Source organism: Streptomyces sp. NPDC028305 (assembly GCF_055569495.1).
Window position 1 is genome coordinate 441,431 of the sequence record NZ_JBVHTN010000010.1, and the last position, 17,556, is coordinate 458,986.

17 protein-coding genes are annotated in these 17,556 nt (G+C 71.3%); 10 read left to right on the plus strand and 7 right to left on the minus strand.

Features of this window, described 5'->3' with window-relative positions; translation table 11 throughout:
- The first annotated feature begins 92 nt into the window (after nt 1-92).
- The 6 genes from ACZ4WQ_RS39565 (at nt 93) to ACZ4WQ_RS39590 (ending at nt 7,082) form a co-directional block, all read left to right on the plus strand.
- Nucleotides 93-1,136 carry a BMP family lipoprotein gene (locus ACZ4WQ_RS39565; RefSeq protein ID WP_385340932.1) on the plus strand — a complete coding sequence of 348 codons (1,044 nt, stop codon included), beginning with the start codon at nt 93-95 and terminating at the stop codon, nt 1,134-1,136.
- 154 nt (nt 1,137-1,290) lie between these two features.
- Entirely contained in the window at nt 1,291-2,862 is a 1,572-nt protein-coding gene (locus tag ACZ4WQ_RS39570) for an ABC transporter ATP-binding protein (RefSeq protein WP_361184199.1), read from the plus strand.
- Nucleotides 2,859-4,088, plus strand: a complete 1,230-nt coding sequence (locus ACZ4WQ_RS39575) for an ABC transporter permease (protein ID WP_361183863.1) — start codon at nt 2,859-2,861, stop codon at nt 4,086-4,088. Before ACZ4WQ_RS39570 ends, ACZ4WQ_RS39575 begins: the two co-directional genes overlap by 4 nt.
- On the plus strand, nt 4,085-5,338 hold the full coding sequence (locus ACZ4WQ_RS39580) for an ABC transporter permease (RefSeq protein WP_398374557.1): 1,254 nt from the start codon (nt 4,085-4,087) through the stop codon (nt 5,336-5,338). The genes ACZ4WQ_RS39575 and ACZ4WQ_RS39580 overlap by 4 nt, the downstream gene beginning before the upstream one ends.
- On the plus strand, nt 5,338-5,757 hold the full coding sequence (locus ACZ4WQ_RS39585) for a cytidine deaminase (protein ID WP_311724221.1): 420 nt from the start codon (nt 5,338-5,340) through the stop codon (nt 5,755-5,757). Before ACZ4WQ_RS39580 ends, ACZ4WQ_RS39585 begins: the two co-directional genes overlap by 1 nt.
- Before the next feature lie 44 nt (nt 5,758-5,801).
- On the plus strand, nt 5,802-7,082 hold the full coding sequence (locus tag ACZ4WQ_RS39590) for a thymidine phosphorylase (RefSeq protein ID WP_361184196.1): 1,281 nt from the start codon (nt 5,802-5,804) through the stop codon (nt 7,080-7,082).
- An 89-nt stretch (nt 7,083-7,171) separates the two neighbouring features.
- On the opposite strand, the gene ACZ4WQ_RS39595 is transcribed toward ACZ4WQ_RS39590, so the two are convergent.
- A complete protein-coding gene (locus ACZ4WQ_RS39595) occupies nt 7,172-8,494 on the minus strand; it encodes an MFS transporter (protein ID WP_398374880.1) in 1,323 nt (440 codons plus the stop codon).
- 74 nt (nt 8,495-8,568) lie between these two features.
- Here ACZ4WQ_RS39595 and ACZ4WQ_RS39600 point away from each other — a divergent pair, with 74 nt between their 5' ends.
- On the plus strand, nt 8,569-9,582 hold the full coding sequence (locus ACZ4WQ_RS39600) for a LysR family transcriptional regulator (protein WP_311724220.1): 1,014 nt from the start codon (nt 8,569-8,571) through the stop codon (nt 9,580-9,582).
- Between the two features lie 16 nt (nt 9,583-9,598).
- Here the strand turns inward: ACZ4WQ_RS39600 and ACZ4WQ_RS39605 are convergent, their stop codons facing one another.
- Nucleotides 9,599-10,363 carry an alpha/beta hydrolase gene (locus tag ACZ4WQ_RS39605; RefSeq protein ID WP_361183857.1) on the minus strand — a complete coding sequence of 255 codons (765 nt, stop codon included), beginning with the start codon at nt 10,361-10,363 and terminating at the stop codon, nt 9,599-9,601.
- A gap of 102 nt (nt 10,364-10,465) precedes the next feature.
- Here ACZ4WQ_RS39605 and ACZ4WQ_RS39610 point away from each other — a divergent pair, with 102 nt between their 5' ends.
- Together ACZ4WQ_RS39610 and ACZ4WQ_RS39615 are read left to right on the plus strand one after the other, a co-directional pair.
- Nucleotides 10,466-11,632, plus strand: coding sequence for an adenosine deaminase (locus ACZ4WQ_RS39610; protein WP_311724218.1), 1,167 nt, complete (start codon nt 10,466-10,468; stop codon nt 11,630-11,632).
- 125 nt (nt 11,633-11,757) lie between these two features.
- Entirely contained in the window at nt 11,758-12,060 is a 303-nt protein-coding gene (locus ACZ4WQ_RS39615; RefSeq protein ID WP_311724217.1) for an ATP-binding protein, read from the plus strand.
- A 74-nt stretch (nt 12,061-12,134) separates the two neighbouring features.
- Here the strand turns inward: ACZ4WQ_RS39615 and ACZ4WQ_RS39620 are convergent, their stop codons facing one another.
- The 4 genes from ACZ4WQ_RS39620 to afsQ1 all read right to left on the minus strand — a co-directional run bounded on the left by ACZ4WQ_RS39620 (nt 12,135) and on the right by afsQ1 (nt 15,641).
- Nucleotides 12,135-12,707: a VanZ family protein gene (locus tag ACZ4WQ_RS39620; RefSeq protein WP_311724216.1), complete on the minus strand. Its 573-nt coding sequence runs from the start codon at nt 12,705-12,707 to the stop codon at nt 12,135-12,137.
- Nucleotides 12,708-12,808: 101 nt separating this feature from the next.
- Entirely contained in the window at nt 12,809-13,411 is a 603-nt protein-coding gene (locus ACZ4WQ_RS39625; RefSeq protein ID WP_398374554.1) for a hypothetical protein, read from the minus strand.
- On the minus strand, nt 13,408-14,892 hold the full coding sequence (locus ACZ4WQ_RS39630; RefSeq protein ID WP_311724618.1) for a HAMP domain-containing sensor histidine kinase: 1,485 nt from the start codon (nt 14,890-14,892) through the stop codon (nt 13,408-13,410). The genes ACZ4WQ_RS39625 and ACZ4WQ_RS39630 overlap by 4 nt, the downstream gene beginning before the upstream one ends.
- 71 nt (nt 14,893-14,963) lie before the next feature.
- Nucleotides 14,964-15,641, minus strand: coding sequence for a two-component system response regulator AfsQ1 (gene afsQ1 / locus ACZ4WQ_RS39635; protein ID WP_311724214.1), 678 nt, complete (start codon nt 15,639-15,641; stop codon nt 14,964-14,966).
- A gap of 200 nt (nt 15,642-15,841) precedes the next feature.
- Here afsQ1 and ACZ4WQ_RS39640 point away from each other — a divergent pair, with 200 nt between their 5' ends.
- Nucleotides 15,842-16,597, plus strand: coding sequence for a SigE family RNA polymerase sigma factor (locus ACZ4WQ_RS39640; protein ID WP_311724213.1), 756 nt, complete (start codon nt 15,842-15,844; stop codon nt 16,595-16,597).
- A 197-nt stretch (nt 16,598-16,794) separates the two neighbouring features.
- On the opposite strand, the gene ACZ4WQ_RS39645 is transcribed toward ACZ4WQ_RS39640, so the two are convergent.
- Complete coding sequence (locus ACZ4WQ_RS39645; protein ID WP_311724212.1) at nt 16,795-17,466, minus strand: ATP-binding protein; 672 nt, start codon at nt 17,464-17,466, stop codon at nt 16,795-16,797.
- Between the last annotated feature and the right edge of the window lie 90 nt (nt 17,467-17,556).

The window sequence follows — 17,556 nt, forward strand, 5'->3', positions numbered from 1 at the left end:
TTCCGGGGGCCCCTTTATCTGCCATCTACGCGCGTTACGATGCGGCGAAACCAGCGCCGAAGGAGGCGCGCTCAAGCCGAAGGGGATCCCTCGTGCGCCGGGTATCCAGCATCGCCGTCGCGGGCATAGGCATCGCGGCCCTCGCTTTCACCACCACGGCCTGTGGTGGCAGCAGCTCGTCCGACTCCAAGAAGAAGGACAAGGGCGTCGCCATCGCCTATGACGTCGGCGGGCGTGGCGACCAGTCCTTCAATGACGCAGCGTACGCCGGCTTCGTCAAGGCCAAGAAGGAACTGGGGGTCGCCGGCGACGACATCGAGCCGTCGGAGGGCGAGTCCGACGCCGACAAGGTGCAGCGCCTGACCGAGCTGGCCCGTGAGGGGCACAACCCGGTCATCGCCGTCGGGTTCGTCTACGCCCCGGCGGTGAAGGAGGTCGCCAAGAAGTTCCCGAAGGTCACCTTCGGCCTCGTCGACGACGACACCGTCCACGCCAAGAACGTGGTCAACATGGTGTTCAACGAGGAGCAGGCCTCCTACCTGGCGGGCGTGGCGGCCGCCCTGACCACCAAGACCAAGACCGTGGGCTTCGTCGGCGGCGTGGAGAACCCGCTGATCAAGAAGTTCGAGGCGGGCTACGTCCAGGGCGTCCAGGAGACCGACAAGTCGGTCAAGGTGAAGGTCCAGTACCTGACCCAGCCGCCGGACTACAGCGGCTTCAAGAAGCCCGACGCCGGCAAGGACACCGCCAACGGTGAGCTGGACGGTGGCGCGGACGTCATCTACCAGGCCGCGGGCGACTCGGGCAGCGGCGTCATCGAGGCCGCCGCCACGCGCGGCAAGTGGGCCATCGGCGTCGACAGCGACCAGTACACGCAGAAGGGCCTGGCCAAGTACAAGGACAAGATCCTTGCCTCGGCGACCAAGGGCGTCGCCGACGCCGTCTTCAACCTGGTCAAGTCCGTCAAGGACGGCAAGCCGGAGTCCGGCACCGTGCGCTACGGCCTCAAGACGGGCGGCGTCGGCCTGGCCGACTCCAACCCCGCCTACCAGAAGATGACCAAGGTCGTCGAGGCGGTCGAGGCCGCGAAGAAGAAGATCATCAGCGGCGAGATCAAGGTCAAGACGACGCCGTAAGGCGGCATTCGATCTGCTGAGCAGATGTTGAGCGGGGCCTGGGGAGGGAGCTTTGGGCACACCACCTCAGGTCCCGCTCGCTGTGCGGCGGCCCGTTGCGGCCCCGTGATTCCACCAGGTACCGCCGAGACTCCTTCTTCGAGGAGAGTGCGCCATCAACGCGTCCAGCAGTCCGCCCGCCGTAGAACTCAGCGGGATCACCAAACGTTTCCCCGGCGTCGTCGCCAACCACGACATCCACATCGCCGTCCGCAAGGGCACCGTGCACGCGATCGTCGGTGAGAACGGCGCGGGCAAGTCCACCCTGATGAAGACCCTCTACGGCATGCACAAGCCGGACGAGGGGACCATCGCGGTCGATGGCGAAGAGGTCTCCTTCCACAGCCCCGCCGACGCCATCGCCCGCGGCCTGGGCATGGTGCACCAGCACTTCATGCTCGCCGACAACCTCACCGTCCTCGAGAACGTGGTGCTCGGCGCCGAGAAGCTGTACGGCATCGGCTCCAAGGCCCGTGCGAAGATCAAGGAGATCTCGGACGCGTACGCCCTCGGGGTGCGCCCCGACGTCCTCGTCGAGGACCTGGGCGTCGCCGACCGCCAGCGCGTGGAGATCCTGAAGGTCCTCTACCGGGGCGCGCGGACGCTGATCCTGGACGAGCCGACCGCCGTGCTGGTCCCGCAGGAGGTCGACGCGCTCTTCGACAACCTCCGCGAGCTCAAGGCCGAGGGACTCACCGTCATCTTCATCTCGCACAAGCTGGGCGAGGTGCTCTCCGTCGCGGACGACATCACCGTCATCCGGCGCGGCACCACGGTCGGCTCCGTCGTCCCCTCCGAGGTCACCGCCCGGCAGCTCGCCGAGCTGATGGTCGGCAGCGAACTGCCCTCGCCCGAGACGCGCGAGTCCACCGTCACGGATGTGCCGATGCTCCAGGTCGAAGGGGTGACCCTGACCGCGCAGGACGCCGAGCACGGCGCCCGCACCGTGCTGGACGACATCACCTTCACCATCCGCAAGGGCGAGGTGCTGGGCCTGGCCGGGGTCGAGGGCAACGGCCAGACCGAGCTGATCGAGGCCCTGGTCGGCATCCGCAGGACCGACAGCGGCACCATCCTCCTCGGCGACGAAACCATCACCGACTGGCCCACCCGCCGCCGCCGCGAGGGCGGCGTCGGCTACATCCCCGAGGACCGGCACCGCCACGGCCTGCTGCTCGACGCGCCGCTGTGGGAGAACCGCATCCTCGGGCATGTCACCGAGCGCCCCAACAGCAAGGGCAAGGGCTTCTGGCTCGACCTCAAGGGCGCGCGGACGGACACCGAGCGGATCGTGGCCGAGTACGACGTGCGCACCCCCGGCATCGAGGTCACCGCGGCCTCGCTGTCCGGCGGCAACCAGCAGAAGCTCATCGTGGGGCGGGAGATGAGCCACCGTCCGCGGCTGCTCATCGCCGCGCATCCCACCCGCGGCGTGGACGTCGGCGCGCAGGCGCAGATCTGGGACCAGATCCGCGAGGCGCGCCGGGAGGGCCTGGCCGTACTGCTGATCTCCGCGGACCTGGACGAGCTGATCGGCCTGTCCGACACCCTGCGGGTCATCTACCGCGGCCGGCTGGTCGCGGACGCGGACCCGGCGACCATCACCCCCGAGGAGTTGGGCTCGGCCATGACCGGCGCGGCCACGGGCCATCTGGAGCACCCCGCCGAGGAGGGGGCGGCGCGATGACGAAGACCAACGAGGAGAAGCCGACGAGCGGCAGCCCCGCCAACTCCGCCGAGTCCGCCAAGCCCGCCGAGTCCGCCAAGTCCGGCGGTTCCGGCGGTTCCGCGGGCAAGAGGTTCAGCCGTGACCGGCTGCTGCTGGCCGCGGCCGGCCCGGTGCTGGCCCTGGTGGTGGCGGTGCTGCTGACCTCCGGGGTGCTGCTCATCTCGGGCAAGAGCCCGTTCGAGCCGTACCAGCTGATGCTGGACTACGCGTCCAACGCCGATATCCAGGTGCTCATCGTCAACCAGGCGAGCTCCTACTATCTGGCGGCCCTCGCGGTGGCGGTCGGCTTCCGGATGAATCTGTTCAACATCGGCGTGGACGGCCAGTACCGGCTCGCGGCGATGGCCGCGGCCCTGGTCGGCGCCAATGTCGATCTCCCCGGCCCGCTGAGCATCGCGCTGATCGTGATCGTCGCCATGCTGGTGGGCGCCTTCTGGGCGGGCATCGCGGGCATCCTCAAGACCACCCGCGGCGTGAGCGAGGTCGTCTCCACGATCATGCTCAACGCGATCGCCACCAGCCTGATCGCGTATCTCATCCTGCCCGAGCAGTTCGGTGTGCAGCCCAAGGGCAGCAACAACCTCACCACCGGCGACCTGCCCGAGTCCTCCTGGTTCCCGGGCCTCCACGTCAGCGACGTGGCCGGTGACATCTACGGCTTCGTGTTCGTCGCGATCGGCTGCGGCGTGGCGTACTGGCTGGTGCTGGGCCGCACCCGCTTCGGCTTCGACCTGCGCGCCACCGGCGCCAGCGAGAGCGCGGCGGCCGCCAGCGGCGTCGACGCCAAGCGCATGGTGCTCACCAGCATGCTGATCTCCGGCGCGGTGGCGGGCCTGGCGGGCATGCCGGTGCTGCTCGGCGACTCGCACACGTACAGCCTGAACTTCCAGACCGGCATCGGCTTCACGGGCATCACCATCGCCCTCCTCGGCCGCAACAACCCGGTCGGGATCGCCTTCGGCGCGCTGCTCATCGCGTTCCTCGACAAGGCGTCCCAGACGCTGGACTACAACGGCTACGAGAAGGAGATCGCCACGATCATGCAGGGCCTGATCGTGATCTCCGTGGTCGTCTCCTACGAAACCGTTCGCCGGTACGGCCTGCGCCGCCAGCAGCGGAGGGTCGGCGAGGAACTCGCCGCCGCGGCCCGCACGACGACGACCCGTGAGGAGGTGCCGGCGTGAGCACCACCCCCGTGTTGGACAAGCCGCAGTCGCGGAAGCCGGTGCGCCGGAAGCTGTCCCTGCCCGTGATCCTGCTGATCGTCGCGGGCGCCCTGGTCCTGACCTCGGTGGTCCGGATGATCACCGGCGCCGACGACATCACCTCGGTGGGCCAGGTCGCGGGCGCGCTGGAGCTGGCCATCCCGATCGGGCTGGCCGGGCTCGGCGGCCTGTGGGCCGAGCGGGCGGGCGTGGTCAACATCGGCCTCGAGGGCATGATGATCCTCGGCACCTGGCTGGGCGCCTGGGCCGGGTATCAGTGGGGGCCGTGGACCGGCGTGCTGTTCGGCATCGTCGGCGGTGCGCTCGGCGGGCTGCTGCACGCCATCATCACGGTGACGTTCGGCGTCAACCACATCGTGTCCGGTGTGGCGATCAACATCCTCGCCGTCGGCGCCACCCGCTATCTCTCCAACTTCACCTTCCTGGAGAGCTCGGGGTCCGCCCGCAAGTCGCCGCCCATCGACCCGATCACCCAGATCACCGTGCCAGGGCTGTCGGACGCGATGAAGACCCTCAACGGCAAACACTGGTTCCTCGTCTCCGATGTCGCGGGGTTCATCGGCGGTGTGGTGACGGAGCTGTCGCTGCTGACCGTCGTGGCGCTGCTGCTGGTGCCGCTCACCTGGTGGGCGCTGTGGCGCACCTCGTTCGGCCTGCGGCTGCGGTCCTGCGGCGAGAACCCGGTGGCGGCGGAGTCCCTGGGCGTCAATGTCTACCGGTACAAGTACCTGGCCGTGATCATCTCCGGCGGGTTCGCCGGGCTCGGCGGCGTCTTCCTGGCCGAGGTGGCCTCCAACATCTACCAGGAGGGCCAGACCGGAAACCGCGGCTACATCGGCCTGGCCGCGATGATCTTCGGTAACTGGATGCCCGGCGGTCTCGCCATGGGCGCGGGCCTGTTCGGCTACACCGACAGCCTCAACCTGCGCTCCGGCGGCACCAATGTGCACGCGCTGCTGCTGCTCCTGGTGATCGTGCTGGTGCTGGTCGTCCTGTGGCAGCTGTACCGGAAGAAGTACCTGGCAGCGGCCATCGGCGCGGCGTCCTCGGCGGTGCTGCTGGTCTGGTATTCGCTGACCGATGAGGTGCCGAGCCAGTTTGTGACCGCGGCGCCGTACATCGCCACGCTGCTGGTGCTGGCGCTGTCCGCCCAGCGGCTGCGCGCACCCAAGGCGGTGGGGCTCCCCTACCACAAGGGAGGCGGATGATGACCACGGCGGCGACCCCGACCGCGAACGCGCCGGTCGACTGGGAAGCGCTGCGCGCGCAGGCCCGGGGCGTCATGTCCCGGGCCTACGCCCCGTACTCCCGCTATCCCGTGGGCGCCGCCGCGCTCGTCGACGACGGCCGCACGGTGACCGGCTGCAATGTGGAGAACGCGGCGTACGGTGTCGCGCTCTGTGCCGAATGCGGCCTGATCTCCGCGCTGTTCGCCTCCGGCGGGGGCCGGCTGACCGCGTTCACCTGCTGTGACCACGCCGGCGCGGTGCTGATGCCCTGCGGCCGCTGCCGCCAGCTGCTGTGGGAACACGGCGGCCCGGAGCTCCAGGTGGACACCGCCTCGGGCATCCGCCCGCTCGCCGAGCTCCTTCCGGACGCGTTCGGTCGCAACGACCTGGAACGCTGAGCGAGCTCTCCCCGCTCTCCCCGATGAAAGGCCCGCACCCCACCATGGACGCCATCACCGTCATCCGCGCCAAACGCGACGGCGGCCGTCTCACCGACGCCCAGATCGACTGGATCATCGACGCCTATACGCGCGGTGAGGTCGCCCACGAGCAGATGTCCGCGCTCGCGATGGCGATCTACCTCAACGGCATGGACCGCGCGGAGATCGCCCGCTGGACCGCCGCGATGATCGCGTCCGGCGAGCGTATGGACTTCTCGTCCCTTGCGCGCCCGACCGCCGACAAGCACTCCACCGGCGGCGTGGGCGACAAGATCACGCTGCCGCTGGCCCCGCTGGTGGCCGCCTGCGGCGCGGCCGTACCGCAGCTGTCCGGGCGCGGCCTCGGCCACACCGGCGGCACGCTCGACAAGCTGGAGTCCATCCCCGGCTGGCGGGCGCAGCTCTCCAATGAGGAAATGCTGCGGGTGCTCGAGGACGTCGGCTCCGTCATCTGCGCGGCGGGGGAGGGGCTGGCCCCCGCGGACCGGAAGCTGTACGCGCTGCGCGATGTGACCGGGACGGTGGAGTCGATCCCGCTCATCGCGAGCAGCATCATGTCGAAGAAGATCGCCGAGGGCACCGGCTCGCTGGTGCTGGATGTGAAGGTCGGCTCCGGCGCCTTCATGAAGGACCTGGCCTCGGCGCGGGAGCTGGCCGCCACCATGGTGGGCCTGGGCACCGACCACGGGGTCCGTACGGTCGCCCTGCTCACCGGCATGGCCACCCCGCTCGGCCGCACCGCGGGCAACGCGCTTGAGGTCCGCGAGTCCGTGGAGGTCCTGGCGGGCGGCGGCCCGGCCGACGTGGTCGAGCTCACCCTCGCCCTCGCCCGGGAGATGCTGGACGCGGCGGGGCTGCCGGACGCCGACCCGGCCAAGGCGCTCGCGGACGGCTCCGCGATGGACCACTGGCGCCGCATGATCGCCGCGCAGGGCGGCGACCCGGACGCGCCGCTGCCGGTCGCCCGCGAACGGCATGTCGTGACGGCCGAGTCGACCGGCGTGCTGACCGGCCTGGACGCCTACGCGGTCGGCGTCGCCGCCTGGCGGCTTGGCGCGGGCCGGGCCCGCAAGGAGGACCCGGTGCAGGCCGGGGCCGGCGTGGAGATCCACGTCAAGCCGGGTGACGCGGTACGGGCGGGCGAGCCGCTGCTGACGCTGCACACGGACACGCCGGAGAAGTTCGACTACGCGCTCGAGGCGCTGGCGGGGGCGGTGGGCTACGCCCCGCCGGGTACGGAGTTCACGCCCGAGCCGATCGTCCTGGACCGCATCGCGCGGTAAACAGAGACGGATGGGCGAAGGGGCCGCTCCGCCGGGACAGTGGCGGAGCGGCCCCTTCGGGCTCTGTGGTTGTTCTGCGGTGTCGGTTGTTACGCCTGCGCGGCCAGTCGGCGCAGGCCCTGGGTGGTCTCGTTGGACGATGTGCGCTCGGGCTGCCGCGTCGAGCGTGCCACGATCTCCGCGCGCCGCTCGGCCAGCGCCTTGCGGGTCGCGTAGAGCGTGATGGCCGCCGCGCCGCCCACGGCCACCAGGCCGAGCACGACCGTGCCGGTCCAGCCGGACGCGTGGAAGGCGAGCGCACCGAGGGTGCCGCCCACGCTGCTGCCGATGTAGTACGCGGTCTGGTAGAGCGCCGAGGCCTGGGCGCGCCCGGTCTTGGCGGCCCGGCTGACCGAGGAGGAGGCCACGGCGTGCCCCGCGAAGAAGCCCGCGGTGATCAGCACCAGGCCCAGCAGCACCGCGGCGAGCGAGTCGCCGAGGCTCAGCAGCAGCCCGGCCGTCGTGGTGGTGACCGCCACGTACAGCGCGCCGCGTCGGCCCAGCCGGCCGACCAGCTTTCCGGCCGCCGCGGAGGAGGCCGTACCGACCAGGTAGATCAGGAAGATCGAACCGACCAGGGACTGCGAGAGGTTGAAGGGCTCGGCGACCAGGCGGTAGCCGATGACCGTGTAGACGCCGCCGAAGACGGTCATGAACAGCGCGCCGATCGCGTACAGCCTGCGCAGCAGCGGATCGGACAGGTGCCCGCCGACCGTACGGGCCAGGGCGCGCGGGCTGACCGCGGCCGGGGTGAAGTGGCGCGCCTTGGGGAGCAGCAGCCGGAAGGCGATCGCGCAGACCAGCGACAGGACGCCGACCGTGGCCAGCGACACGCGCCAGCCCCAGCCGTCCGCGACCCAGCCGGTGAGCAGCCGGCCGGTCATGCCGCCGAAGCTGTTGCCCGCCACGAACAGCCCGATGGTGCCGATGAGGGAGGCGGGGCGGACCTCCTCCGAGAGGTAGGCCATCGCGGAGGCGGGGATGCCGGCGATCGCGGCGCCCTGGACGGCGCGCAGTGCGATCAGCCAGCCCAGGTCCGGGGCGAAGGGCACCGCGAGCCCGACCGCGACGGCGACGGCGAGCGAGCCGGTCATCATCGCGCGGCGGCCGAAGCGCTCGGACAGGGCGCTGAGCGGGAGCACCGCCAGGGCCAGCGCGAGGGTGGCGGCGGAGACGGTCCAGCTCGCCTGGTCCGGCTGGACATGGAGGTCGGCGGAGATCGCGGGGAGCAGTGCCTGGGTGGAGAAGAGAAGGGCGAACGTCGCGAGACCGGCGGCGAAGAGAGCGAGCCTCATCCGGCCGAAGCCGGGGTCTCCGGGGCTCATTCGGTCCGGGTTCGCCCGAGTAGCGGTCGTGTTGGCGCAGGCGTCCATCGGGGTTCCGGTGGACGCCTCGGTATCAGCAGGAGACATGACTCGACCGTATGTGCCCCTCTTTGATGCGTCCAATGCACGGAATTGCCATAATCGATGCTGTGCCGCATCAGCCGAGGTCAGCGAGATCACTGTCACGCGCCAGCAACGAAAAAGACATTCCCGTGACAGCCGAGTTCGAGGCCGACTCCTGGGCCGCGTCCCTCACCCCCCGCCTCGTGCAGTTCGCGGCGGTGGCCCGGCACGAGCACGTCACCCGCGCCGCGCAGTGGCTCGGCGTGCCCCAGTCGACCCTCAGCCGGGCGATGGTACGTCTCGAAGAGGACCTGGGCGTCGCGCTGTTCGCCCGCCGCGGCCGCACCGTCGCGCTCACCCCCGCCGGCCGTACGTTCCTGCGCGCCGTGGAACGGGCGCTGGCCGAGGTCGAGCGCGCCGCCGAGTCCGTACGCGCCGACGCCGACCCGGCCTCCGGAAAGATCGCCTTCGGGTTTCTGCACACCCTCGGCCCGGAGACGGTACCCGGTCTGATCCGGGCCTTCCGGGTCGACCACCCGCGCGTGCGCTTCCAACTCGTCCAGAACTACGGCGAGGCGATGATCGAGCGGATGCGCACGGGCGACCTGGACCTCTGCCTCACCTCGCCCATCCCCGACGCCCCCGACCTGGTCGCGCGCCGCCTCGACGAGCAGCGGCTGCGCCTGGTGGTCCCCGACGACCACTGGCTCGCCGGCCGTAAGCGGGTCAGGCTCGCCGAGGCCGCCGCGGAGCTCTTCGTCACCCTCGAACCGGGCTACGGGCTGCGGCGCATCACCGACGCGCTGTGCGCCGAGGCGGGCTTCAAGCCGAAGATCGCCTTCGAGGGGGAGGAGGCCGAGACGCTGCGCGGCCTGGTGGCCGCGGGGTTCGGCGTGGCGCTGCTGCCGCCCCCTGCGGTGCCGCGCCCCGGCGTCGCGGAGCTGACGGTGACGGCCCCGCGGGCGGTCCGCGAGATCGGCGTCGCCTGGCTCGACGGCCACCCGGACACCGCCCCGGTCGCGGCCTTCAAACGCTTCCTGCTGAGCCGCCGCGGGCAGCTGCTGCCCAGGTGACGACGCGGAGTGCGGCTCAGCGCGGCAGCGAGGAGCCGAACCCCGCCGCCAGCGGCATGCGCAGCCCCAGCGGCGGCGGGGCCGCGAGCGCGTCCGCGACCGGGCGCGAGTAGCCGTGGGTGAACAGGGAGCCGAGCAGGAAGTCGGCGGTCAGCGCCTGCACTTCGGAGCGGTGGTGGTGCAGGCCGTGCCCGTCCGTGTGGACCTCGAAGCGGCACACGTCCCGGTTGGCCTTCTTGGCCCGCTCCGCGAGCCGGTACGACAGCTCGGGGTCGGTCCGCTGGTCGTTCGTCCCGTGGGCGATGAGCACCTGCCGACCGACGAGCTGTTTCACCGGTTCGGGATCGAGCCCGGACTCGGGTTCGGGCAGCCAGGGGGCCAGCGCCACCACCGAGACGACGGCCTCGTGTCCGGCGGCCCGCAGCGCGGCGCGGGCGCCCAGGCCGTGGCCGACGAGGCACACCGGCACATCGCCGTAGCGCCGCACCACCTCGTCCACCGCCCACGCGGCGTCCGCGGCGGGATGGGCCGCCTCGCCGTTCCATCCGCGATGGCGGTAGTGGACGACATGGGCGGTCAGCCCCTCGGCGCGGCCCGCCCGGACCAGCCGCCGGGCCAGGGGGAGCACCGACGCCACCGACAGCCGGGACGGCCGCCCGGTGCCGGTCTCCGGCCCGCCGGGGAGCAGCAACACCACACCGTGCACGGTCTTTTCGGCGGCGGCCGCGCCTCTCGGCCGCCCCAGCCGGGCGCCCCGCTCGGGCAACGCTTGCTGAGCCATGGCGACACGATCGCAGAAGGAGCGGTGTACTCCACCACTCGTGCGGGTCACTGTTGCATATCTATCGAGGGCTGTCTACGCGCGTAGGTGTATGGTGCGCAGATGACGAGCGAGTACAACGACCGCCCCACCCCCGAGCAGATCCGCCGTGCCCCGAAGGTGTTGCTCCACGATCACCTGGACGGCGGGCTGCGCCCCGCCACCGTCGTCGAACTCGCCCGCGACGCGGGCTATGACGCGCTGCCGGAGACCGATCCGGACGGGCTGGGCCGCTGGTTCCGGGAGGCCGCCGACTCCGGTTCGCTCGAGCGCTACCTGGAGACCTTCGCGCACACCTGCGCCGTCATGCAGTCCCGCGACGCGCTGTTCCGCGTCGCCGCCGAGTGCGCCGAGGACCTGGCCGCGGACGGGGTCGTCTACGCCGAGGTGCGCTACGCCCCCGAGCAGCACCTGACCCGGGGGCTGACGCTGGAGCAGGTGGTCGAGGCGGTCAACGAGGGGTTCCGCGAGGGGGAGCGGCGGGCCGGGGAGAAGGGCCACCGGATCCGCGTCGGCGCCCTGCTCACCGCGATGCGCCACGCCGCCCGCGCGCTGGAGATCGCCGAACTCGCCAACGCCTACCGCGACCGCGGCGTCGTCGGCTTCGACATCGCGGGCGCCGAGGCGGGCTTCCCGCCCACCCGCCACCTCGACGCCTTCGAGTATCTGAAGCGGGAGAACAACCACTTCACGATCCACGCGGGCGAAGCCTTCGGGCTGCCCTCCATCTGGCAGGCGCTCCAGTGGTGCGGCGCGGACCGGCTCGGCCACGGCGTCCGCATCATCGACGACATCCAGGTCGCCGACGACGGGAGCGTGACCCTCGGCCGGCTCGCCTCGTACGTCCGGGACAAGCGCATCCCGCTGGAGCTGTGCCCGACCTCGAACCTCCAGACGGGCGCGGCCCGCTCGTACGCCGAGCACCCCATCGGGCTGCTGCGCCGGCTGCAATTCCGGGCGACCGTTAATACGGATAATCGTCTGATGGGCGGAACGAGCATGAGTGCGGAATTCGAGCACCTCGTTTCGACGTTCCACTACACGCTCGACGACATGCAATGGTTTACGGTCAATGCAATGAAATCCGCCTTCATTCCTTTTGGTGAACGTCTGGCGATGATCAATGACGTGATCAAGCCCGGATATGCCGAATTGAAGTCCGAGTGGCTGTTCCGTCAGATGGCCTCGGCATCACCAGTGACCAGGGGATCTGGCCTCGGCGGCAGGTAATCGTACGGGCCGGGATAAACGGCCGGTAAGGCGGGCGGCGGAGGCTTTTTCGGGTTTGCGGGCAGCGGAAAACAATCGCTACGTTGCCGTACCGGTCAAGCCCCCGTCTCAAGGACAGATTTCTGATGAAGCAGGGAACCATCAAGACCCTCGGCGCCATTGCCCTCGGTGCGGTCGCCGTCATTGCCGGAGGCGGCACCGCGGCCGCGGCGGGCAACGCCCCGGTCGGCCCCGCGGCCCCCGGCGGGGCAGCCGGGCAGACGAAGGCGGTCGCCGGGCAGGGACCGGCGTCGCCGGGACAGGCGCCGCAGGCGGCCCCGCAGGCGGCCCCGCGGCCGGGCCAGCCCGGCCCCAACAAGGGCCTGCTGGGCGGCCTCCCCCTCCAGGGCCTGAGTGCCGGCGGTCTGGCGGGCGGCCTGCTGGGCTGACCCGCGCACTGTCGGGCACTGGGGCCCGCACACCCGGACCGGGCGTGCGGGCCCCGGCGTGTGCGCAAGTACTGCTACGGGGCGATCCCGACGCCGGCGATGGTCGAGGCCACGGCCTGGACGCCCTCCTCGCGCTCCCCTTCCCGGCCCTGGCGCCGGGGGTGTGCGGCCTGCTTCCGGTCCGCCCGCCGGCGCAGCCATGCCCGTACCGGGGGGACCACCGCGAGATGCGCGAGCGCGACGCCCGCCGTGTTGAGCAGCACCGTGTCGACGTTCATGATCTGGCCGGTCAGCTCGCTGTGCACGAGCGCGATCGTCAGGGAGAGCATGGCGCCGGCGAAGACCGTCCGGACGAACGAGGCGAGCGGGTAGACCGTCACCCGGCCCCCCGCCAGCGGCAGCAGCACCCCCAGCGGCGCGAGCAGCAGCAGCGCGCCGCCGATGCTGCGGGTGGCCTCCCAGGGGCCGAGCGCCAGATCGGCGCGGATGGTGGCCAGCGGTTCCAGGGACACGGCGGTCACCCAGGGCGCGGTGAGCGGGCGCAGGGTCAGCCAGCCCACGTACGAGAGGTGTGCGACCAGAAGCACGAAGCCCGCGGCGCGGAAGCGGAAGGCGGCCCTGCGGCGGCCGGAACCATGACCCTGCACGCTTCTTAAGGACGCCTCTTGCGGGGGTCCCGGTTCCGCAGGAGGCGCGCTGGTGAGAAACGGGTTACCGGTGAGTCGGCCGAGAGCCCGGACAAGCGGGATCAGGAGACGAGCACTCCGGAATTCACCGCGATCTCGGGGTGCCGGCGCATTTCCTCCGTGCACTCGTACCGCTTGAGCGGATCCCGTTCGGCGTCCGGGCCGCCGAGCACCACCCGGTGTGCGGAATCCGCCGCCGAGGTCTCCGCAAGGGTGCAGACGATCTGCGCGAGCGCGTAGGACTGGAGCTCCTCCGGCAGCCGGTTCAGCCGCAGCGCGTCGTCCGGGTCGCCCTTGGCCGGGCCGGAGATCTTTACCCAGTCCTCCACCGCGGTGGAGAACCCCGCCCCCTCCTCGGCCGCCGTCGGCGGCTCCCGCAACTGCTCCAGCAGCGCCTGGGCGATCTCCAGCGGCTTCGGGGGTGTCTTCTCGTCCGTCAGCTGTGTGGTGCGGCTCACGGAGAGGATCCGCGAGGTGCACAGCAGATAGATCCGCACGGAGACCCAGCCCTCCCCCTCGGCCGACCGCCCCGGCTCGGGCGCCTGGCACGACGCGCGCGACGGGGCGGGGCCCGCGTCCACCGGCACCGACGTACCGCGGATGCCGCATCCCGCGGTCAGCAGCGCCATCGCCCCGAGCAGGGCGCCCGCCGCCCGCCGCCTCATCGCTTACCCCCCTCGTCCGGGCCGTCCTGACCATCGGTGTTGTCCTGGCCACTGTCCTGGTCCGGCTCGTTGAGCCGTGACGCGTCCATGGGCAGGCGCAGCGTGAAGACGGCGCCGCCGTCGGGGAAGTTGTCCGCGGTGATCTCGCCGCCGTGGATATGGGCGTTCTCCAGCGCGATGGACAGGCCGAGGCCGCTGCCCTCCGACCGGGGCCGGGAGGCGCTGGCCTTGTAGAAGCGGTCGAAGACATGCGGCAGCACATCCTCGGGGATGCCCGGGCCGTGGTCCCGGACCTGGATCAGCAGCTCGTCGTCCACGGGCCGCACCGAGACCCGGACCGGTGAGCCGCCGTGCTTGAGCGCGTTTCCGATCAGGTTGGCGAGGATGACGTCCAGCCGCCGCGGGTCGAGCCGGGCCACGATGCCGCGCTCCGCGTCCAGCTCGACCGCGTCCAGCCAGGCGCGGGCGTCGATGCACGCCGTCACCTGGTCCGCGACATCGACATCGTCGAGGACCAGCCGTGCCGTGCCCGCGTCGAAGCGGGTCACCTCCATCAGGTTCTCCACCAGGTCGTTCAGCCGCCGCGTCTCGCTCACCACCAGCTGCACCGCCGGGGCGATCATCGGGTCGAGCGCGTCGGTCTCCTCCTCCAGCACCTCGGTCACCGCCGTGATCGCGGTGAGCGGGGTGCGCAGTTCGTGAGACATGTCCGCGACGAAGCGGCGGCTGGCCGCCTCCCGCGCGCTCAGCTCCTCCACCCGCTTCTCCAGCCGCTCCGCGGCCCGGTTGAACGTACGGGAGAGATTGGCGAGCTCATCGGTGCCGGAGACCTCGAGGCGGGTGTCCAGGTGCCCCTCGCCCAGCCGGTGCGCGGCCTCCCCGAGCCGCTGCACCGGCCGCAGCACCGTGGCCGCGGCGGCCTGCGCGAGCAGCGCGGAGCCGATCAGCGCCAGGGCGGTGGCGATGCCCAGGGACCAGGCCAGGGAGTTGAGGTCCTGGCGCTCGGTCTCCAGGGACTTGAGCATGTAGCCGGTCGGCCCGCCGCCGTTCACCCGCGCGCCGGCGACCAGATACGGGGTGCCCTTCACCGTGATCCGCTGCCAGTAGAGGTGGTACGGGGAGGTATTGGAGCCCGCGACGGCGCGTTTCCTGTCCACCGCGCTCCGCAGCGCCTCCGGCACGGTCTTCAGCGTGAACAGTTCGTCCGCGGAGGCCGCGGGGCACGGGCCGCCGCCCTCGGTCGGGGCGACCAGCACCACCTCGTACTTCTGGGTGTTGTCCGCCATCCGAGCCGCCGCGTCCTGCAATTCGGGACAGGTCGGCACGGAGGGCAGCGGGTCGGTGGCCTCCTTCAGAGACTTGCGGAAGTCGTCGAGCGCGGCGTCCTGGGTGCGCGTGAGCACCGCGTCGCGGTTCAGCCAGTACGCGATCGCCGACGCGGACACCGCGGCCGCCAGCGCCACCAGACCGAACACCAGCATCAGCCGCAGCCTCAGACTGAGCCAGTGCAGGAACCACGCGGCCCAGCCGCGGGCCCGGCCGGGCTTCTCGCTCACTGCGGCGCGTCCAGCCGGTATCCGACGCCGCGCACCGTACGGATCAGCGTCGGGGACGACGGCACGTCCTCCACCTTCGCGCGCAGTCGCTGTACGCACGCGTCCACCAGCCGGGAGTCACCGAGATAGTCGTGCTCCCACACCAGCCGCAGCAGCTGCTGCCGCGACAGCGCCTGCCCGGGTCTGCGGCTCAGCTCCAGCAGCAGCCGCAGCTCAGTGGGGGTGAGCTGGAGGTCCTCGCCGTTCTTGGTCACGGTCATGGCCGCACGGTCGATGACCAGGCTGCCGAACGACGCCGAGTCATTGGCCTCCCGCTCGCCGCGGCGCAGCACCGCGCGGATACGGGCGTCGAGCACCCGCCCCTGCACGGGCTTGACCACATAGTCGTCCGCACCCGACTCCAGCCCGACCACGACGTCGATGTCATCGCTCCGCGCGGTCAGCAGGATGATCGGCAGCTGGTCGGTGCGCCGGATGCGGCGGCACACCTCGAAGCCGTCGATGCCGGGCAGCATCACATCCAGCACGATCAGATCCGGCCGCTGCTCACGCAGCAGTTTCAGGCCGTCCTCGCCGGTCGCCGCCGTCGCCACGCGGTGGCCCTGGCGGGACAGGGAGAGTTCGAGGGCCGTGCGGATGGCGTCGTCGTCCTCGATCAGCAGAAGGAAAGGCACGTTGGTCATTCTGGCCTACAAGGGGCCTGTAGTTCGACCGTCAGGCGGCCAGGAGGTTCATTCACCCCCTACCCCTGTGACGAGCCTGTGACAGTCGGCAGACAGGGCCATGAAACTGGCCCGGCAATCTTTTGGGCACCGGGAGGAACGACGGCCCGGGAAGCGAGAACCGAGCAAGCTCTGCCGACGGGGGGCGCGAGATGAACACACTGCACTTCAACAACGCCAGCGCAGTCATTCGCACGCGCCTCCACGACGCCGGCCGGAGCAACGAGAAGTCCGGTGCCGTGAGCGGGCGGGGGTGCGCTCGCGGCACCGGGCGTCAGCGGCCTCCTTACATGGTGGCTATTGACGCGTACACGGGGGACAACGGGGGACGCGGGGGGAACGGGGGAAGCTCGTACAGGGAGGAATCGGGGGAGCGGCGCGATGCGTCGGAGGCGGAGTTCACCGCCTACGTCCAGGAACGCCGCGCCTCCCTGTACGCCACCGCCTACCACCTGACCGGCGACCGGTTCGAGGCCGAGGACCTGCTCCAGAGCGCGCTGTTCTCGACCTACCGGGCCTGGGACCGGATCAGTGACAAGGCAGCGGTCGGCGGCTATCTCCGCCGCACCATGACCAATCTGCACATCAGCGCCTGGCGTCGGCGCAAGCTCAACGAGTACCCGACGGAGGAGCTGCCGGAGACGGTGGGCGACCACGACGCGATGCGCGGCACCGAGCTGCGCGCCGTGCTGTGGCAGGCCCTGGCCCGGCTGCCCGAGCTCCAGCGCACGATGCTGGTGCTGCGCTACTACGAGGGTCGGACAGACCCGGAGATCGCGGACATACTCAACATCAGTGTCGGAACGGTCAAAAGCAGCATCTGGCGCTCGCTGCGCCGGCTGCGTGAGGACGAGTGCCTCAGCTTCGGCCGGGACGAGGAGGAGTCCTTCGGGGAGCTTGTCGCCTGAGGGATGAGGGTGGGGGACACGGGGGAACCGCGGGGGGACCACGGGGGCCGGCGTTCGGGGGAGCGCCGGTAGCACGGGGGAAACGGGGGAAGTACGGGGGATCACGGGGGATCACGGGGGAAACGAGCGGGTCCGGACGGCCGGGGGGTCTGTCCGGGCCCGCTTTCCGCTGTCCGACTGTCGGGGGTTCGGCTGCCTCAGGCGGACTGAGGCGCGGCGCCGCTCGGCGCCGCCTCCGCGGCCCTCGTGCCGGGGCGGGCCCGGCCGGCGGCCGCGGCGGCCGCGATCCGGCCCATGGCCCCGTCCTTCCCGCACGGGTAGGCCCCCAGCGCCGCCTGCCGCGCCACGATCCCGCGCTCCGAGCGCATCAGCCGCCAGCCCCGCCGCAGCAGATAGGGCACCGACTTGCGCCCCTCCCGCAGATCGCGCACCAGGCGGCGGCGGAAGGTGGTGGAGGGGCGGCCGCGCAGGCAGAGGGCGTCGGCGAGGACGCCGAGCGCGCGGCAGCGCTCGATGATGTCGGCGGCGAAGATCCCCTCGGCGACGAACAGCGGGGTGCGGCCGATGCCCAGCGGCTCGGCGCCGACGATGGCGCTGGTGGCGATGTCGTACACCGGCACCGTCGTACGGGACGTACGGCACAGCTCCTCGATCGCCGCGACCGCCGCGTCCGCGTCCCATGACAGAGGTGAGTCCCAGTCGGCGCCCGCCCCGCCCGGGAGCTGTGGCAGCGAGGGGTCGTCGCCCTCCTTGTAGAAGTCGTCCAGATTGAGCACGGGCAGCCCGGTGCGGACCGCCAGGGACGACTTTCCGGAGCCGGAGGGCCCGGACAGCAGGACGACGCGGGCGGTTATGGGAGGAACGGTCACGGGACACCAGTGTGAGGCATGGCGCCGCCGGGGGGACCCCTCAGGTCGTGTGGTGTTCCCCCGGCGGTCGCGCGGCGTTCCCCCGGGCGC

What these genes read in the sequence shown, in the direction of transcription:
- ACZ4WQ_RS39575 (WP_361183863.1), top strand. Translation starts at nt 2,859, where the DNA reads ATGACGAAGACCAACGAGGAGAAGCCGACGAGCGGCAGCCCCGCCAAC.
- ACZ4WQ_RS39585 (WP_311724221.1), top strand. Translation starts at nt 5,338, where the DNA reads ATGACCACGGCGGCGACCCCGACCGCGAACGCGCCGGTCGACTGGGAA.
- ACZ4WQ_RS39590 (WP_361184196.1), top strand. Translation starts at nt 5,802, where the DNA reads ATGGACGCCATCACCGTCATCCGCGCCAAACGCGACGGCGGCCGTCTC.
- ACZ4WQ_RS39595 (WP_398374880.1), bottom strand. Translation starts at nt 8,494, where the DNA reads ATGGACGCCTGCGCCAACACGACCGCTACTCGGGCGAACCCGGACCGA.
- ACZ4WQ_RS39600 (WP_311724220.1), top strand. Translation starts at nt 8,569, where the DNA reads ATGCACGGAATTGCCATAATCGATGCTGTGCCGCATCAGCCGAGGTCA.
- ACZ4WQ_RS39605 (WP_361183857.1), bottom strand. Translation starts at nt 10,363, where the DNA reads ATGGCTCAGCAAGCGTTGCCCGAGCGGGGCGCCCGGCTGGGGCGGCCG.
- ACZ4WQ_RS39610 (WP_311724218.1), top strand. Translation starts at nt 10,466, where the DNA reads ATGACGAGCGAGTACAACGACCGCCCCACCCCCGAGCAGATCCGCCGT.
- ACZ4WQ_RS39615 (WP_311724217.1), top strand. Translation starts at nt 11,758, where the DNA reads ATGAAGCAGGGAACCATCAAGACCCTCGGCGCCATTGCCCTCGGTGCG.
- ACZ4WQ_RS39625 (WP_398374554.1), bottom strand. Translation starts at nt 13,411, where the DNA reads ATGAGGCGGCGGGCGGCGGGCGCCCTGCTCGGGGCGATGGCGCTGCTG.
- ACZ4WQ_RS39630 (WP_311724618.1), bottom strand. Translation starts at nt 14,892, where the DNA reads ATGCTGGTGTTCGGTCTGGTGGCGCTGGCGGCCGCGGTGTCCGCGTCG.
- ACZ4WQ_RS39640 (WP_311724213.1), top strand. Translation starts at nt 15,842, where the DNA reads ATGAACACACTGCACTTCAACAACGCCAGCGCAGTCATTCGCACGCGC.